Annotated in this window: 15 protein-coding genes; 5 read left to right on the top strand and 10 right to left on the bottom strand. The window is 62.9% G+C overall.

All coding sequences use genetic code 11. The annotated features are described in order from the left end of the window. Positions 1–167: glycosyltransferase (locus I8N66_RS12680; protein ID WP_291154206.1), on the bottom strand; the 167-nt coding region annotated here is incomplete at its 3' end. A gap of 196 nt (positions 168–363) precedes the next feature. On the opposite strand from I8N66_RS12680, the gene rfbF reads away from it, so the two are divergent. The 4 genes from rfbF to I8N66_RS12700 all read left to right on the top strand — a co-directional run bounded on the left by rfbF (position 364) and on the right by I8N66_RS12700 (position 4,353). After that, positions 364–1,131, top strand: coding sequence for a glucose-1-phosphate cytidylyltransferase (gene rfbF, locus I8N66_RS12685; protein ID WP_113535594.1), 768 nt, complete (start codon positions 364–366; stop codon positions 1,129–1,131). Continuing rightward, the gene (gene rfbG / locus I8N66_RS12690; protein ID WP_291154136.1) at positions 1,128–2,195 is read left to right on the top strand and encodes a CDP-glucose 4,6-dehydratase; all 1,068 of its coding nucleotides are present in this window, start codon (positions 1,128–1,130) and stop codon (positions 2,193–2,195) included. The genes rfbF and rfbG overlap by 4 nt, the downstream gene beginning before the upstream one ends. A gap of 8 nt (positions 2,196–2,203) precedes the next feature. Further along, positions 2,204–3,436: a class I SAM-dependent methyltransferase gene (locus I8N66_RS12695; RefSeq protein ID WP_291154138.1), complete on the top strand. Its 1,233-nt coding sequence runs from the start codon at positions 2,204–2,206 to the stop codon at positions 3,434–3,436. Between the two features lie 179 nt (positions 3,437–3,615). Further along, the gene (locus I8N66_RS12700; RefSeq protein ID WP_291154140.1) at positions 3,616–4,353 is read left to right on the top strand and encodes a hypothetical protein; all 738 of its coding nucleotides are present in this window, start codon (positions 3,616–3,618) and stop codon (positions 4,351–4,353) included. A gap of 78 nt (positions 4,354–4,431) precedes the next feature. On the opposite strand, the gene I8N66_RS12705 is transcribed toward I8N66_RS12700, so the two are convergent. The 6 genes from I8N66_RS12705 to I8N66_RS12730 are packed head-to-tail and all read right to left on the bottom strand — an operon-like array spanning position 4,432 to position 10,803. Further along, positions 4,432–5,199: an ABC transporter ATP-binding protein gene (locus tag I8N66_RS12705; RefSeq protein WP_291154142.1), complete on the bottom strand. Its 768-nt coding sequence runs from the start codon at positions 5,197–5,199 to the stop codon at positions 4,432–4,434. Then, a complete protein-coding gene (locus I8N66_RS12710; RefSeq protein ID WP_113535599.1) occupies positions 5,196–6,029 on the bottom strand; it encodes an ABC transporter ATP-binding protein in 834 nt (277 codons plus the stop codon). The genes I8N66_RS12705 and I8N66_RS12710 overlap by 4 nt, the downstream gene beginning before the upstream one ends. Beyond that, positions 6,026–6,958 (bottom strand): nickel transporter permease, encoded by a 933-nt coding sequence (nikC, locus tag I8N66_RS12715; RefSeq protein ID WP_113535600.1) that lies wholly within the window; start codon positions 6,956–6,958, stop codon positions 6,026–6,028. Before nikC ends, I8N66_RS12710 begins: the two co-directional genes overlap by 4 nt. Further along, positions 6,955–8,016: an ABC transporter permease gene (locus tag I8N66_RS12720; protein WP_113535601.1), complete on the bottom strand. Its 1,062-nt coding sequence runs from the start codon at positions 8,014–8,016 to the stop codon at positions 6,955–6,957. The genes nikC and I8N66_RS12720 overlap by 4 nt, the downstream gene beginning before the upstream one ends. Before the next feature lie 42 nt (positions 8,017–8,058). Next, positions 8,059–9,699, bottom strand: coding sequence for an ABC transporter substrate-binding protein (locus I8N66_RS12725; protein WP_291154147.1), 1,641 nt, complete (start codon positions 9,697–9,699; stop codon positions 8,059–8,061). Between the two features lie 48 nt (positions 9,700–9,747). Further along, complete coding sequence (locus I8N66_RS12730) at positions 9,748–10,803, bottom strand: dipeptidase (protein WP_291154149.1); 1,056 nt, start codon at positions 10,801–10,803, stop codon at positions 9,748–9,750. Between the two features lie 301 nt (positions 10,804–11,104). Here I8N66_RS12730 and I8N66_RS12735 point away from each other — a divergent pair, with 301 nt between their 5' ends. Then, positions 11,105–12,364 carry an alpha/beta hydrolase gene (locus I8N66_RS12735; RefSeq protein ID WP_291154208.1) on the top strand — a complete coding sequence of 420 codons (1,260 nt, stop codon included), beginning with the start codon at positions 11,105–11,107 and terminating at the stop codon, positions 12,362–12,364. Between the two features lie 219 nt (positions 12,365–12,583). On the opposite strand, the gene I8N66_RS12740 is transcribed toward I8N66_RS12735, so the two are convergent. The 3 genes from I8N66_RS12740 to I8N66_RS12750 form a co-directional block, all read right to left on the bottom strand. Continuing rightward, positions 12,584–13,627 carry a Gfo/Idh/MocA family oxidoreductase gene (locus I8N66_RS12740; RefSeq protein ID WP_291154151.1) on the bottom strand — a complete coding sequence of 348 codons (1,044 nt, stop codon included), beginning with the start codon at positions 13,625–13,627 and terminating at the stop codon, positions 12,584–12,586. A 5-nt stretch (positions 13,628–13,632) separates the two neighbouring features. Further along, complete coding sequence (locus I8N66_RS12745; RefSeq protein WP_291154153.1) at positions 13,633–14,454, bottom strand: ThuA domain-containing protein; 822 nt, start codon at positions 14,452–14,454, stop codon at positions 13,633–13,635. A gap of 78 nt (positions 14,455–14,532) precedes the next feature. Next, positions 14,533–14,741 (bottom strand): TOBE domain-containing protein (locus tag I8N66_RS12750; protein ID WP_291154155.1); only part of this gene is annotated, 209 nt, incomplete at its 5' end.

A 14,741-nucleotide genomic window follows, 5' to 3' on the forward strand; every position in this document is an offset into this window, starting at 1 on the left:
TCAGCGGGCTGCGAGTTGTCCGAGACGATGAGCTCGAGATCGGAGAAGGTCTGCTCCAGCACGCTTGCCACGGCATCGACCAGAATATCCGGACGATTGCGCGTCGGAATGACAACGGAAAAAACAGGAGGCGCGGAAGCTTGCGTCACGGTGTCGGTATTGTCCATACTGCTGTCTGCACGCGCCTATATTTCCCCCAGCGAATATACTGATCGCGATTGCACAGAATCGGGAAATGCTTCAATGCTCAGCCATAACTGCCCGTGCCTGGAACCGATAGACTTCTGGTTGAAGCTGCCGATGTTGTCAATCCGAATGCCCGGTTACCTTGCATTGGGCATCTAGCGACAGCGGGAAGAGAGCATGAAGGTCGTCATACTTGCCGGTGGTTACGGCACGCGCATCTCGGAGGAGAGCCATCTGAGACCCAAGCCGATGATCGAAATCGGTGGGCGGCCGATTCTGTGGCACATCATGAAGATCTACAGCCACTACGGGTTTTCGGATTTCGTGATCTGCCTTGGCTATCGCGGCTACATGATCAAGGAGTATTTCTCCAACTACATCCTGCACTCTTCTGACGTCACCTATGACATGGCGACCGGCGAGACGCTCTTCCATTCCAACAAGGCCGAGCCCTGGCGCGTGACACTCGTCGACACCGGCACGGACTCCATGACCGGCGGGCGCCTGAAGCGCGTTGCCGATCATCTGGGCGACACGTTTTGCCTCACCTATGGTGACGGCGTCGCCGATGTCGACATCAAGGCCCTGACCGATTTCCATCGCAGCCACGGCCGCGAAGCAACCGTGACCAGTGTGGTTCCGCCCGGGCGTTATGGCGCGCTCGCCGTCAGCGATGGACAGGTTCAGAGCTTCATCGAGAAGCCCGCCGGCGACAACAACCGCATCAATGGCGGCTTCTTCGTCCTCAACCGGTCGGTGCTCGACCGCATCGAGGGTGACCACACTTCGTTCGAGACCACGCCGCTTGAAGGTCTCGCCCGCGATGGCCAGCTGATGGCCTTCCCGCATGACGGCTTCTGGCGACCGATGGACACGCTGCGCGACAAGAACCAGCTCGAAGACCTCTGGCAACACGGGTCCGCGCCCTGGAAAGTCTGGTCATGAGCCGGCTTGCCAACCCTGCCTTCTGGGCCGGCAAGCGCGTGCTTCTGACGGGCCACACCGGCTTCAAGGGAAGCTGGGCGCGGCTCTGGCTGGCCGAGATGGGTGCCCGGGTTGCCGGCTATGCCTTGCCCCCTTCAGCCGAGCCGGCTTTGCACGCTTTGCTCGGGTCGGAACGATTCCTACACGAAAATCTCGCTGATATCCGCGACGGCGACAGGCTCACGACGGCTATTCGGCAGTTCGACCCGGAAATCATCCTGCATATGGCCGCCCAGCCGCTGGTGCGCGAAAGCTACCGGACACCGGCCGAAACCTTCGACGTCAACGTCATGGGAACGGTACGGGTGCTTGAGGCCGCCCGCACGGCACCCGCTCTGAAGGCGATCGTCGTCGTGACCACCGACAAGGTCTACCGCAACGACGAGAGCGGCCGGCACTTTCCGGAAGAAGCCGTGCTCGGCGGCCATGATCCTTACTCCGGCTCCAAGGCCGCCTGCGAACTGGTCGTCTCGACCTGGCGGGATTCGTTCCTGCGCGAGCGCGGCATCCGGATAGCAACCGCGCGCGGCGGCAATGTACTCGGCGGCGGCGACTTTTCCGTCGACCGTCTGGTGCCCGACATCGTCCGGGCGGCCCTCTCCGGTGAAACGCTCGCGATCCGCAGCCCGATGGCGACCCGTCCCTGGCAGCACGTGCTCGACTGCCTCAATGGCTACCTCGTCTATGCCGAAGCCCTCCACGGCGATGAGACCGAGGTGGCCGCGCTGAACTTCGGTCCCTCCCCCGCGGAACGACAGATCCCGGTGCGCGACGTCGCTGGTGCGATCCAGACCGCCATGGGCCTGCCGACGGAATGGCACGAGACCTCGGCGCACGACCAGCCGCGCGAGATGCAGGCCCTCGGCCTTGATCCCGCCCTTGCCCTGAAAACACTATCCTGGACCTCCCGTCTTTCCCAGGACCAGGCGATCGAATGGACCGCACGCTGGTATGACGGCTGGCGCCGTGGCGCCGTTGCCCGTGACCTGACGCTCGGCCAAATCGACGCATTCATGAGAGGCTAACGATTTCGATGCCCCACAACTGCCGTTTCTGCTCGACGCCCCTCGAGACCGTCTTTGCCGATTTGGGATCAACGCCCTGGTCCAACTCGTTTCTGGAGCCAACCGAAGAAGCGCTGGCGCGCGAGCGCGCGTTTCCGCTGAAGGCAATGGTTTGCTCCGAATGCCTGCTGGTCCAGACGACGGAGACCGTGCCGGCCGACGAAATCTTCACCGACGGCTACGCCTATCTCTCGTCGTTCTCGACAAGCTGGCTGGAACACGCCCGCCGCTACGCCGATACCATGACCGAGCGCTTCGGGCTGAACAGCACGTCGCAGGTTGTCGAGATCGCCTCGAATGACGGCTATCTGCTGCAGTATTTCGTCGCCAAGGGCGTACCGGTGCTCGGCGTCGAGCCCGCCGCCAATGCAGCGCGGATCGCCGAGGATCGCAAGGTTCCGACCGAGGTGGCATTCTTCGGCCGGGAAACTGCGACGGCGCTCGTCGATCGCGGCATCCGCGCCGACCTGACGGCCGCCAACAACGTGCTGGCGCATGTGCCCGACATCGCGGATTTCGTTGGCGGTTTTGCCATTTTGCTGAAGCCCGATGGTGTGGCAACCTTCGAGTTTCCGCACCTCCTGCGCCTCATCGAAGGTGTGCAGTTCGATACGATCTACCACGAACACTATTCCTATCTGTCGCTGGCTGCCGTCGAGCGCATCTTCGAGAGCTCCGGCCTGAAGGTCTTCGACGTCGAGGAACTCGGCACCCATGGCGGCTCGTTGCGCGTTTTTGCTCAACTTGCCTCCGGTACCCGCGAAACGACCGAGGCGCTCGCAGCCGTGCGCGAGAAGGAGGCGGCTGCCGGCCTGACGCGCATGGAGACCTATGCCGCCTTCGACGACCGGATCGCCGCCGTCTGCAAAGGGTTTCAAGCGTTCCTGGCCCGTGCCAGGGCCGAAGGCAAGACAGTGGCCGCCTACGGCGCCGCGGCGAAGGGAAATACCTTCCTCAATGTCTGCGGCGTCAAGCCTGGCGAGATCGCCTTCGCCGTCGACCGCAACGATCTGAAGCAGGGCAAGCTCCTGCCGGGCACCCACATTCCTGTACACGCGCCAGCCCACCTGCAGGTCGCCAAACCCGACTATCTCGTGATCCTGCCTTGGAATCTCACGGACGAAATCGTCGCCGACAACGCGGCGATCCGCGCCTGGGGCGGGCAATTCGTCGTTGCAATTCCGGAAACTCGGATCCTCTGATCAGAAGACCGGGCGGTAAAGGGATGTCGCAGCCTTCTACCGCCCCACATTCTCCCTAAGTAACGAAAATCAAAAAAATATCGCCCTGAGACGCCTTGCCTCAAAATAGGCAAAATCGAAGGCACACTCAGCAACGGCGTGGGTATTGACGGTTGCAAACAAGCACCCAAGGAGGTGCCGTGTCTACCCTTGACCTATGCATTGTCGCCACGCGGCGCCCAGACTTGCTTGCCCAGACGCTAACGAGCTTCCGGGAGAGAATTTTCAGCAATCTTGAACTCGGCGGAGCCTATCTCAACCTTGATCCCGCCTTCGGCTCGATCGAGGATCATCGCGCCTGTGTCGATATCTTCCGCAGCTATTTCCCCGAGGGGGTCGTGTTTCAACCGGAGAGCACCGGCTTCTGCGCGGCCGTCGCGAGACTGTGGTCGGCGACCAGCGCCGAGTACGTCTTTCACCTCGAAGACGACTGGATTGCCTTGAGGGACATCGGCGAGGTATTGCTGGCGCCCTTCGCCGATCCGGCGATCACCCAGGTGTCGTTCCATACGGCGGACCAGAATTGGGATATCGGGCGCAAAGGCCATTTTCATCAGCGAAACGAGTATGCGCGCTTCCTCGGGATCAAGATCCCGCTGTTTCGCACCTTCCCGAAGTTTACGACGTCTCCGTCCATCCTGCGCGGCGGGTTTGCGCGGCACTGCGCCGGCCTGATGGATCTCTCACGAGACCCGGAGAAGCAGTTTTATTCGGGCGTGAACCCGGCGATGGAATCCTATGTCGGGCGTTCCCGCAACTACATCTTCTCGCCCGAGGCGCGCCCGGTCATCAAGGACATGGGGCGGGAATGGCGTGAGCAGCGGCGAATCCAGAAGGTGATCACCAACTCCACCTCAATCTGGCGACAAAGCGCCTAACGGAGCGGCTGTCGCCCAGGCGCATTCCAGTCGGAGAATAGAAGCGGGACCATGGTCCCGCTTCTATCGATACCGTCGTCACGCGGTTGCGACGGCGTCCTTGCGCTGGAAGCCCTTGCTAGCGGCCATCAGGCTACGCGTATAGTCCTCGCCGATTCGCCCGGCGACGAGGTCCACCGAAGACAAGCGCTCGACCACACGCCCGCCCTGCATGACCGCCAGCCGGTCGCACATATGGGTGACGACGCCGAGGTCGTGGCTGACCATGATGAAGGTGAGCTTGTGGTCACGACGGACCTGTTCCAGGAGGTTCAGGACTTCGGCCTGGACCGAGGCGTCGAGTGCCGAGGTCGGCTCGTCGAGCAGCAGGATCGAGGGTTCGAGGATCAGCGCACGAGCGATCGCGACGCGCTGGCGCTGGCCTCCCGAAAGCTGGTGCGGATAACGGAAGCGGAAGCCGGACCCAAGACCGACCTCATCAAGCGCCTTCAGAATACGGCGCTCGCCGTCGGCCACACCGTGGATCGCCAGCGGCTCCAGCAATTGCCGGTCGATCGTCTGGCGCGGATGCAGCGAGCCGTAGGGATCCTGAAACACCATCTGCACGGCGCGGTAGAAGGCCTTGTCGCGCTTAGCCCCCTGCAGCACCCGATCGTGAACCCGAATGGTGCCGCCCGTGACCGGCGCAAGGCCGGCAATCGCCCGCAGCAAGGTCGATTTGCCCGACCCGGATTCGCCGACGAGCCCGAAGGATTCGCCCGGCGCAATCTCGACGCTGACGTCGTTCAACGCCTTGAACTCGTCGTAGGTGACGGAAAGGTTCGAAACGGAAACGGCAGATGTCATTGAGCCCACTCCGGCTTGCGGTCGAGAACCGGCAGGGGATGACGATCGGAGCCGATCGCCGGCATGCAGTTCAGAAGTCCTTGCGTATAGGGATGCTTGGCGTTGGCGAGCTCGGACGCCGCCAGTTCCTCGACGATCCGACCGGCATACATGACGATCACCCGGTCGCAGAAGGACGAGACCAGGCGCAGATCGTGCGAAACGAAGATCAGGCCCATGCCACGGTCGGCGACGAGCTTGTCGAGGATACCGAGCACTTCGAGCTGCACCGTCACGTCGAGCGCCGAGGTCGGCTCGTCGGCGATCAGCAGTTCCGGGCCGGCAACCAGCATCATCGCGATCATCGCGCGCTGCCCCATGCCGCCCGACACTTCGTGCGGGTAGAGGTCGTAGACGCGCTTCGGATCACGGATCTGCACCGCCGCCAGCATGTCGAGCGCCCGTTCCCGGGCTTCGCCACGGCTGACGCTCTCATGCTGCCGCAGGGTCTCGACGATCTGCCGGCCGATGCTCATCACCGGGTTCAGCGAATACTTCGGATCCTGCAGGATCATCGCGATCCGCTTGCCCCTGAGATCCCTGCGGACCTTCGGCGATGCTGCGAGCAGGTCGATGCCGTCAAAGTTCAATTGCTTTGCCGTCACCTGCGCGTGACCCGGCGTCAGCCCCATGATCGCCCGGCCGGTCTGCGACTTGCCGGAGCCGCTTTCGCCGACGATGCCGAGGCGCTCGCGGCCGAGCGTGAAGGAGACACCGCGCACAGCCTCGACGAGGCCGGTGCGGGTCGGGAACGAGACCTTGAGGTCTTCAACGGTCAGAAGCGCACTCATTGGCCGCTCTCCCGCGGGTCAAGCGCATCGCGCAGGCCGTCGCCGAGCAGGTTGAAACCGAGGCTGACGATCAGGATCGCGATGCCCGGCATCGTTGCCACCCACCACTGGTCGAGAATGAAACGGCGACCGGAAGCGATCATCGCACCCCATTCCGGCAACGGCGGCTGCGCGCCGAGGCCGAGGAAGCCGAGGCCGGCGGCGGTCAGGATGATACCAGCCATGTCGAGCGTGACCCGCACGATCAGCGACGACATGCACATCGGCATCACATGGCGGAAGACGATGCGGATCGGCGACGCGCCCATCAGTTGCACCGCGGCGATGTAATCGGAATTGCGCACCGTCAGCGTTTCTGCGCGGGCAATACGCGCATAGGGTGGCCATGAGGTGATGGCAATCGCGATGACGGCGTTCTCGATGCCCGGCCCGAGCGCTGCGACGAAGGCGAGCGCCAGAACCAGTTTCGGGAAGGCCAGGAAGATGTCGGTGATGCGCATCAGCACCGCATCGACCCAGCCGCCGGCATAGCCGGCGACCGCACCGACGATCAGCCCGATCGGCGCGGCGATGACCGCGACGAGAAGGACCACGGCGAGCGTCAGCCGCGAACCATGGATCAGCCGCGAGAGGATGTCGCGGCCGAGATCGTCCGTGCCCAGCAGATAGCCTGGGCTTCCTGGCGGCATCAGCCGCGCATTGGCGAGGTCGCCGATATAGGGCGAATGCGGCGCCAGGACATCGGCGAAGGCTGCAATGAAGACCAGCGCCAGCAGGATGATGAGGCCGAGCACGGCCAGTTTGTTGGCAGCAAAGCGCTGCCAGGTCATGTAGGCGCGGCCGAGGCGGGCTTGGGTGCGCGACTGCGGGCGATCGGACAGCAGCCATTCGCGGCGTGTCATCGCACGTGTTTCGGTAATGGTGCTCATCGCTGGCGCGTCCTCGGGTCGAGCGTCCGGTAAAGCAGGTCGGACAGGAGATTGATGCCGATGAAGACCGAACCGATGACGATGGTGCCACCAAGGACGGCGTTCATGTCGGCATTCTGCAGCGAATTGGTGATGTAGAGGCCAAGGCCCGGCCAGGCGAAGACGGTTTCGGTCAGCACCGAACCTTCGAGCAGACCGGCATAGGAAAGCGCGATGACCGTCACGAGCGGCACCGCCGCATTGCGCAGCGCATGCCCCCAGATGATACGCGTCTCGGACAATCCCTTGGCGCGCGCCGCCACGATGTATTCCTGCTGCAACTCGTTAAGCATGAAGCTGCGCGTCATGCGACTGATATAGGCGAGCGAGAAATAGCCGAGCAGCGAGGCCGGCAGGATGATGTGGCGGAACACGTCCCAGAGCACGTCCCACTGCCGCTGCCAGAGCGCGTCGAACAGGTAGAAGCCCGTGATCGGCGTGAACGTGTATTCGAACACGATATCGATACGGCCCGGATAGGCGACCCACTTCAGCCGCGCGTAGAACACCAGCAGCGACAGGAGCGCCAGCCAGAAGATCGGCACGGAATAGCCGACAAGGCCGATGACGCGCACGATCTGGTCGGCGATGCTGCCGCGCTTGACGGCGGCAAGCACACCGAGCGGAACGCCGAAAACGGCGCCGATCAGAGTGCCGAGCGTCGCAAGCTCCATGGTCGCCGGGAAGACGCGGCGGATGTCGGTCATGACGGGATTGGTCGTCAGTACCGAAACGCCGAAATCACCGGTCAGCGCCTGGCGGACATAGATGAAGAATTGTTGATAGAGGGGCAGGTTCAGCCCCATCGCCTCGCGCGTCCTTTCGACGACATGCGTGGGCGCCCGGTCGCCGAGGACGGCCAGAACCGGGTCGATCGGGATTATCCGTCCGATGAAGAAGGTGACGGCCAGCAGGCCGAGATAGGTCGTCACGACGACGACGAAAAAACGCAGCACTGCTGCCGCGATCTTGCCGGGACGGGCGCGTTTGCGCCCGTCCACGGTCCCTGTTCCGCTCATGCTCAAGGGAACGATCCTTTCGGTTTATTCCTTCGAGACGGCTTATTCTTTGGTAATGCCGGCGACGAAGTTGGTGTCGAAGCTCGGACCGAGCTTCAGGCCCTTGACGTTGCCGCGGTAGCCGGCGACTTCGGTCTGCTGGAAGATGATGACGAACGGGCTTTCGCCAAGCACCGTCTTCTGCAGTTCCTTGTAGGTCTCGGCACGCTTGGCGCTGTCGCGCTCGAGCAGGGCGTCCTTGGTCTTCTTCGTCAGCTCCGGAACGTCCCAGGCATTGCGCCAGGCAAGGGTCTTGTTCTTGCCTTCGTCGGAATTGTCGGGGTTGCTGGTGAAGGTTTCGGCGTTCGAGTTCGGGTCGAAATAGTCCATGCCCCACTGACCGATATACATGTCGTGGTTACGGGCACGATACTTCGTCAGCGTCTGTTTGCCGTCACCCGGGATGATCTCGAGCTTCACGCCGGCCTGACCGAGGGTCTGCTGGAAGGATTCGGCAATGCCGGTGACAGGCTGGCCATTGCGAACGTCCATGGTCACGGTGAAGCCGTCAGCGAGACCAGCCTTGGCGAGCAGTTCCTTCGCCTTGGCGACGTCGAGCTTGTAGGGGTTCTCGTCGAGTGCACCCAGAACGCCCTTCGGCAGGAAGCTCTGGTGGATTTCGCCGATGCCCTTGATGATCGTCGAGCCGAGCGCATCGTAGTCGACCAGATACTTGAAGGCTTCGCGCACTTCAGGTTTTGCGAGGTTCGCGTTCTTCTGGTTGAGGCTGATGTAGTAGACCGTGCCCTTGGGCGCGCTGGTGGCTGCCAGATCCGCGTTCTTGGTGACGGCGTCAAGATCGCCCGGCTCGAGGTTGCGGGCAACGTCGATATCGCCGGCTTCAAGCGCCAGGCGCTGGCCGGAGCTTTCCTTCATGTGGCGATAGATGACGCGGGCGAGCTTTGCCTGTTCGCCGTAGTAGTTGTCGTTGCGCTCAAGCACGATGACTTCGTTGGCGCGCCATTCGCGCAGCTTGAACGGACCCGAGCCGGCATAACCGGTCTTCAGCCATTCGTTGCCGAAATCGTTGTCATACTTGTAGTCGTCCGTCGGCGTCACCGGCTTGACGTTGTCGAGCACCAGCTTCTTGTCGAGCACGGCAGCAACAGTCGCCGTCAGGCAGTTGAGCACGAAGCTCGGCGCATAGGGCTGGTCGACGGTGAAGACGAAGGTCTGTTCGTCCGCAGCCTTGGCCTTTTCCGTCACGTTGTCGCCGGTGAGGCCGAACTGGGTGAGGATGAAGGCCGGGCTCTTGTCGAGCTTCACGGCGCGCTCGAACGACCAGGCGACGTCCTCGGCGGTCACCGGATTGCCCGAAGCAAACTTCAGGCCGGACTTCAGCTTGAAGGTGTAGGTCAGGCCATCGTCAGACACGGTCCAGTTGTCGGCGAGGTCGCCGACGACCTTGGAGGTGTCGTTGATGTCAAGGCGTACCAGCATGCTGTAGGTGTTGCCGGTCACTTCGGCAGCGGTCAGCTCGAAGGCTTCGCCCGGATCCATGGAAATGACGTCGTCGATCGCAAAGGCTTCGACCAGCGTGTCCTTCGGCGTTTCGGCAAAGGCCGGTGCGGTCGCAGCCATCACCATGGCCAGCGCCGCCGAAGCGGTCAGAAGACGAAGACGTCCATTGAGCTTGTGCATCATTTTTGCAGTTCCCTCGTTTGCGCCCTTTTGGGCCCCTTCTTCATGGGTTCAGGCGGCCTCGTGCCAAGCCTGCCCCAGAACTCTCCACCAGTTTTCCCGGCATATCTTTGCCAGTTCGGCGTCACCATATCCGGCCCCTCTGAGCGCCGCAACGAGCGCCTGGTTCCCGGCCGCGTCGGCGATCGCTTCAGGGATCGTCGCCCCGTCGAAGTCCGATCCGAGCGCCACGCACTCGATGCCCATGCGCTCGACGAGATAGTCGACATGGCGAACCATATCGGAAAGCGGTGTTGCAGCATTCTCCTGGCCATCGGCGCGCAGCATCGTCGTCGCATAATTGAGCCCGACGAGACCCTTGCTTTCCCGGACGGCATCGAGTTGCCTATCGGTCAGATTGCGGGCAACCGGCGTCAGCGCGTGCGCGTTCGAATGGCTCGCGACGAGCGGCTGATCCGTGGTTTTCGCGACGTCCCAGAACCCCTTTTCGGTGATGTGGGCGAGGTCGATCAGAATGCCCAGGCGGTTGCAGGCGCGCACCAGTTCGAAACCCGCCTCCGTCAGCCCCGGCGCCGTGTCCGGCGACTTCGGATAGGAGAACGGCACACCGTGACCGAAGACGTTGTGGCGGCTCCAGACCGGTCCAAGCGAGCGCAGGCCCGCGGCATAGAAGGTTTCGAGCGCAGAAAGATCAGCACCAATCGCCTCACAGCCCTCCATATGCAGGACGGACGCAAAGACGCCGGCCTCAACCGCACCGCGGATTTCATCGGTCGAGCGGCAGAGCTTCCACGCCCCTGCCCGATCAAGACGAACGGCGATGTCGGCGAGCTCCATGGCGATCGCCAGCGACGGCAGATGTTCGAGGGGCGCGGAGAGCGGCGTTTCGTAATGGCCGTCTTCACCCGGCGGCTGCAGCACCAGATCGCCCGAAGGCACGTAGATCGCCGAAATTCCGCCGATGAGGCCGCCCGCCTTGGCGCGTGGCGCGTCGATATGGCCCTCGCCGATACCGTCGACGAATTCGCGGACCGGGTCAGCACCCTTTCGCGCATTCTGCCACAAACGCAGAAGCACGTCGTTGTGGCCATCGAAAACCGCCTGCATTCCTGAATTCCTTCATCATTTCAGGGAGATCGAACGGGGCATTTAAGGGCCGCGTCCACGGAAAGGTTGTGCGATGCTAGTGAAAGGCCAAAGCCTTTTCAATGAATATCAAGGGGTTTTACCCAGGCCGTGCTGTAGCGAAATGTTGCATGATTGTCGCAGGCCCGCCGGCAAAGACGGCACGCCGAGCCCTCGAAGGTCTGCCGAGGGGTGAAAAGCTGCGATTTCTAATGCAATGAGATGGCTCGGTTCGGATGGTCGAGCTGTCGCGCCGCATGATGCGGCATTGGGGGTTTGGTTGCTGCCTTCGTTCTCTCTCGCAGGCCCGAAGGGGCATTGGGGCCGCATCGCCGCGACGCTTCTGCTTGCGGTGACCCTTGCAGCCTGCGCCGGCCGCCCCGTCGGCGTGCTGGTCCCCTCGGGAACGACGGGCGGCGCCTCCAAGGTCGACCTGATGGTCGCCACCACCCGTGCTCCTTCGGCCGAACCCGGCGTCCTCTTCAGTGGCGAACGGTCCGACGAACTGTCGCTGACGGAAATCGTCGTTTCGATCCCGCCGGAAAAGAACCGCGAAGTCGGGCAAGTGCAGTGGCCGAAGAAGCTTCCGGCCAATCCGGAACGTGATTTCTCTACCGTCAGCGTCACGCCGCTGCACCAGGGCAACGACGCACAGAACTGGCTGAAGGCGCACCTGCCCCAGAGCCGCCGCGTGCTGATCTTCGTTCACGGCTTCAACAACCGCTACGAGGACGCAGTCTATCGCTTTGCCCAGATCGTGCACGATTCCAAGGCGGACGTTGCGCCGGTCATCTTCACCTGGCCCTCCCGCGCCAGCGTCTTCGGCTACAACTACGACAAGGAAAGCACGAACTTCTCGCGCGATTCCCTCGAAGACCTGCTGCAGCGCGCGTCCAAGGATCCGAAGGTCGGCGAAATCACCGTTATGGCCCATTCCATGGGCTCGTGGCTGACAATCGAGGCGCTGCGGCAAATGGCGATCCGCAACGGCCGCGTCGCGCCGAAGATCACCGACGTGATCCTCGCCTCGCCCGATCTCGACGTCGACGTCTTCGGCAAGCAGATCCGCGCGATGGGCGACAAGCGGCCGAAGTTCACCCTGTTCGTTTCTCGCGATGACCGGGCGCTCAACCTGTCACGACGCATCTCCGGCAACATCGACCGCCTCGGCCAGATCGACCCGACGGTCGAGCCCTATCGCACGCAACTGGAACAGGCCGGCATCACCGTTCTCGACCTGACGGCGCTGAAGGGCGGCGACAAATTGAACCACGGCAAGTTCGCCGAAAGCCCGGAAGTCGTACGCCTGCTCGGCAACCGCCTGATCGCGGGCCAGACCGTGACCGATTCCGATGTCGGGCTCGGCGAACGCATCGGTGCCGTGACGCTCGGCGCCACTCAGACCGTCGGCAGCGCGGCGAGCCTCGCAGTCTCGGCGCCGATCATGATCTTCGACCCCAACACCCGCAAGAATTACAACGAGCAGGTGCGGCGTCTCGGCCAGTCGGTGGAAAACACCGTCGGCGCAACGGTAACACCCTGAAGCGGACCCTGCTGCATAAGCCCTGAGATCAAAATCGACGAAGGGCAATGCGGCAGTCAAGGTGTTACATTCGCCCCAGCGTTCCCTAGAAAACGCAGGGCGCTGTACCGCATTCGGCGATCCGTGCTGCGTAACACGGATCGCCGAATGGGTTCTCGGAAGGTGAAAATTCGAACCCGGACAGGAGGCGGGTGACAATGACTCCCGCCCGGCAAAGCCTCAGACTGCGAGTTCGCGCCGTCCGGCTTCCGTCTCCATCGCAAGGTCAAGCACCTTCTGCAGGTTTGCCGCATGGCGGAAGCCCGGATCCTCGGTCCTGCCCTCGCGAACGGCCGCCACGAAGCGCTGGTAGTTGGTGGGAACCGTGCCCGCATCGACGTCACGCCATGTTGCAGTTTCGACGTCAGCGCCGAGGCAGGCGCGCAGCGTCGAGCCGTCCGGCGTGTGCACCACTTCGAGCGCACCCTTGTCCCCGTGCAGTCTGAGCCTGAGTTCGTTCAGATGCCCGGTCGCCCAACGGCTGGCATGAATGACGCCCATGGCGCCGTTGCCGAACTCGGCCGTCATGACAAAGCTGTCATTGGCGTCGAGATCATACTCGCCGATGCGGTTACCAGGCGCCTTGTCGAAGGTCTTCAGCCGCGCGAAGATCCGGGCAGCGGCGGTGCCGGCGCCGTATCCAGCGAAATCGAGGACATGGATGCCGACATCGCCAAGCACGCCGTTCGAGCCGTGCTTGGTCGAAAGCCGCCACAGCCATTGCGATTCCGTCGCCCAGTCGCCCCAGGCCTTGGAAACGAGCCAGCTCTGCAAATAGGACGCCTCGAGGTGGCGCAGCTTGCCGACCTCCCCGGCGAGCACCATCGCCCGCGCCTTCTGCAGCGGCGCGACATTGCGGTAGGTGAGGTTGACCATCGTCACCAGGCCGGAGCGCTCGGCGGCTTCGGCCATCTCCGCCGCCTTGGCGTAATTCTCCGCCAGAGGCTTCTCGCACAGGACGTGCTTGCCCGCAGCAATGAGTGCCAGCGTCGTCGGGTGGTGCGCCTTGTCCGGCGTCACGTTCGTCGCCGCATCGAACTTGCCCCAGGCGATCGCCTCGTCGAGCGAGGTGAAGGTCTCGGCAATGCCGTGTTTCTCGGCAAAAGCCTCGGCGCGTTTGGGATCGATATCGACCGCGCCGACCATCTCGACGCCTTCGATCTTGGCAAAGGCCTGGGCATGGCTGTTTGCCATGCCGCCGGTTCCTACGATGAGAAGACGCATGATGCTCACCTGTATCCTGCTTCGCCGGCCTGATGCAGCCGCGGCCCACGCTCGACGATCGGCTCCAATGCCTTCTCCACCGGCACGTTCGGCGCATCATGGATCGCCGTGTAGCGGTTGTCGGCGTTGTAGGCCCACTTTACCGAATTGCGCAGTACCTTCTGGACATTGGCGTCGTGATAGGTCGGGTAGGTCTCGTGGCCTGGACGGAAATAGAAGATGTTGCCGGCGCCGCGGCGCCAGGTCAGCCCCGAGCGGAACACTTCGCCACCGGCAAACCACGAGATGAACACAGTTTCGAGCGGCTCCGGCACGGAGAACTGCTCGCCATACATTTCTTCGTTTTCAAGCACGAAGTTCTCGTCCAGCCCTTCGGCGATCGGGTGGCGGGGATTGATCGCCCAGACGCGCTCGCGTTCACCGGCCTCGCGCCACTTCAGCGCGCAGGGCGTGCCCATCAGCCGTTTGAAGATCTTCGAAAAGTGGCCGGAGTGGAGCACGATCAGGCCCATGCCTTCCCACACGCGCTTGGCGACGCGCTCGACGATCTCGTCGCTGACGGCGCCGTGGTCCTTGTGGCCCCACCAGAGAAGCACGTCGGTATTGGCCAGGCGCTCGACGCTAAGCCCGTGCTCCGGCTCCTGCAGCGTCGCCGTCGTCGCCTCGATCGCGCCTTCGGTGTTGAGCGCCGCCGCGATCGTGTTGTGCATCCCGTTCGGGTAGATGCTGCGGACGATCTCGTTGGTCTGCTCGTGAATATTCTCGCCCCAAACGACTGTTCTGATAGACACGGTCATTCTCCTTGCGTGTTCGCCCGTTGCGGGCATGTCGTCTTACGATAGATGGGGCCGCCGGGAATTGGCGACCCCGAAGCCCTGGGTGTCTTCAGCTTGATCGGGTCCTGGTCAGGCAGCCCCTTTCATGGGCGCGCGGCCGAGGGCCTGCCCCGATGCATCGAAGCGATGGATGTTGCCGCCGATCGGCGAGATCTCAACCGTCTCGCCCGTCCGGTGATGCGAGGTGCCGCCTTCCCGAACGATGACCGGTTCTGCGGCGCCGATATCGAGATAGATGTAACTGTCGGAGCCGAGCATTTCGGAGTGCACGACCGTTC

The organism is Ensifer sp. SSB1, from assembly GCF_016652895.1.
In the GTDB taxonomy this organism is placed as follows: domain Bacteria; phylum Pseudomonadota; class Alphaproteobacteria; order Rhizobiales; family Rhizobiaceae; genus Ensifer.

What these genes read in the sequence shown, in the direction of transcription:
- rfbF (WP_113535594.1), top strand. Translation starts at nt 364, where the DNA reads ATGAAGGTCGTCATACTTGCCGGTGGTTACGGCACGCGCATCTCGGAG.
- rfbG (WP_291154136.1), top strand. Translation starts at nt 1,128, where the DNA reads ATGAGCCGGCTTGCCAACCCTGCCTTCTGGGCCGGCAAGCGCGTGCTT.
- I8N66_RS12695 (WP_291154138.1), top strand. Translation starts at nt 2,204, where the DNA reads ATGCCCCACAACTGCCGTTTCTGCTCGACGCCCCTCGAGACCGTCTTT.
- I8N66_RS12705 (WP_291154142.1), bottom strand. Translation starts at nt 5,199, where the DNA reads ATGACATCTGCCGTTTCCGTTTCGAACCTTTCCGTCACCTACGACGAG.
- I8N66_RS12710 (WP_113535599.1), bottom strand. Translation starts at nt 6,029, where the DNA reads ATGAGTGCGCTTCTGACCGTTGAAGACCTCAAGGTCTCGTTCCCGACC.
- nikC (WP_113535600.1), bottom strand. Translation starts at nt 6,958, where the DNA reads ATGAGCACCATTACCGAAACACGTGCGATGACACGCCGCGAATGGCTG.
- I8N66_RS12720 (WP_113535601.1), bottom strand. Translation starts at nt 8,016, where the DNA reads ATGAGCGGAACAGGGACCGTGGACGGGCGCAAACGCGCCCGTCCCGGC.
- I8N66_RS12725 (WP_291154147.1), bottom strand. Translation starts at nt 9,699, where the DNA reads ATGATGCACAAGCTCAATGGACGTCTTCGTCTTCTGACCGCTTCGGCG.
- I8N66_RS12730 (WP_291154149.1), bottom strand. Translation starts at nt 10,803, where the DNA reads ATGCAGGCGGTTTTCGATGGCCACAACGACGTGCTTCTGCGTTTGTGG.
- I8N66_RS12740 (WP_291154151.1), bottom strand. Translation starts at nt 13,627, where the DNA reads ATGCGTCTTCTCATCGTAGGAACCGGCGGCATGGCAAACAGCCATGCC.
- I8N66_RS12745 (WP_291154153.1), bottom strand. Translation starts at nt 14,454, where the DNA reads ATGCCCGCAACGGGCGAACACGCAAGGAGAATGACCGTGTCTATCAGA.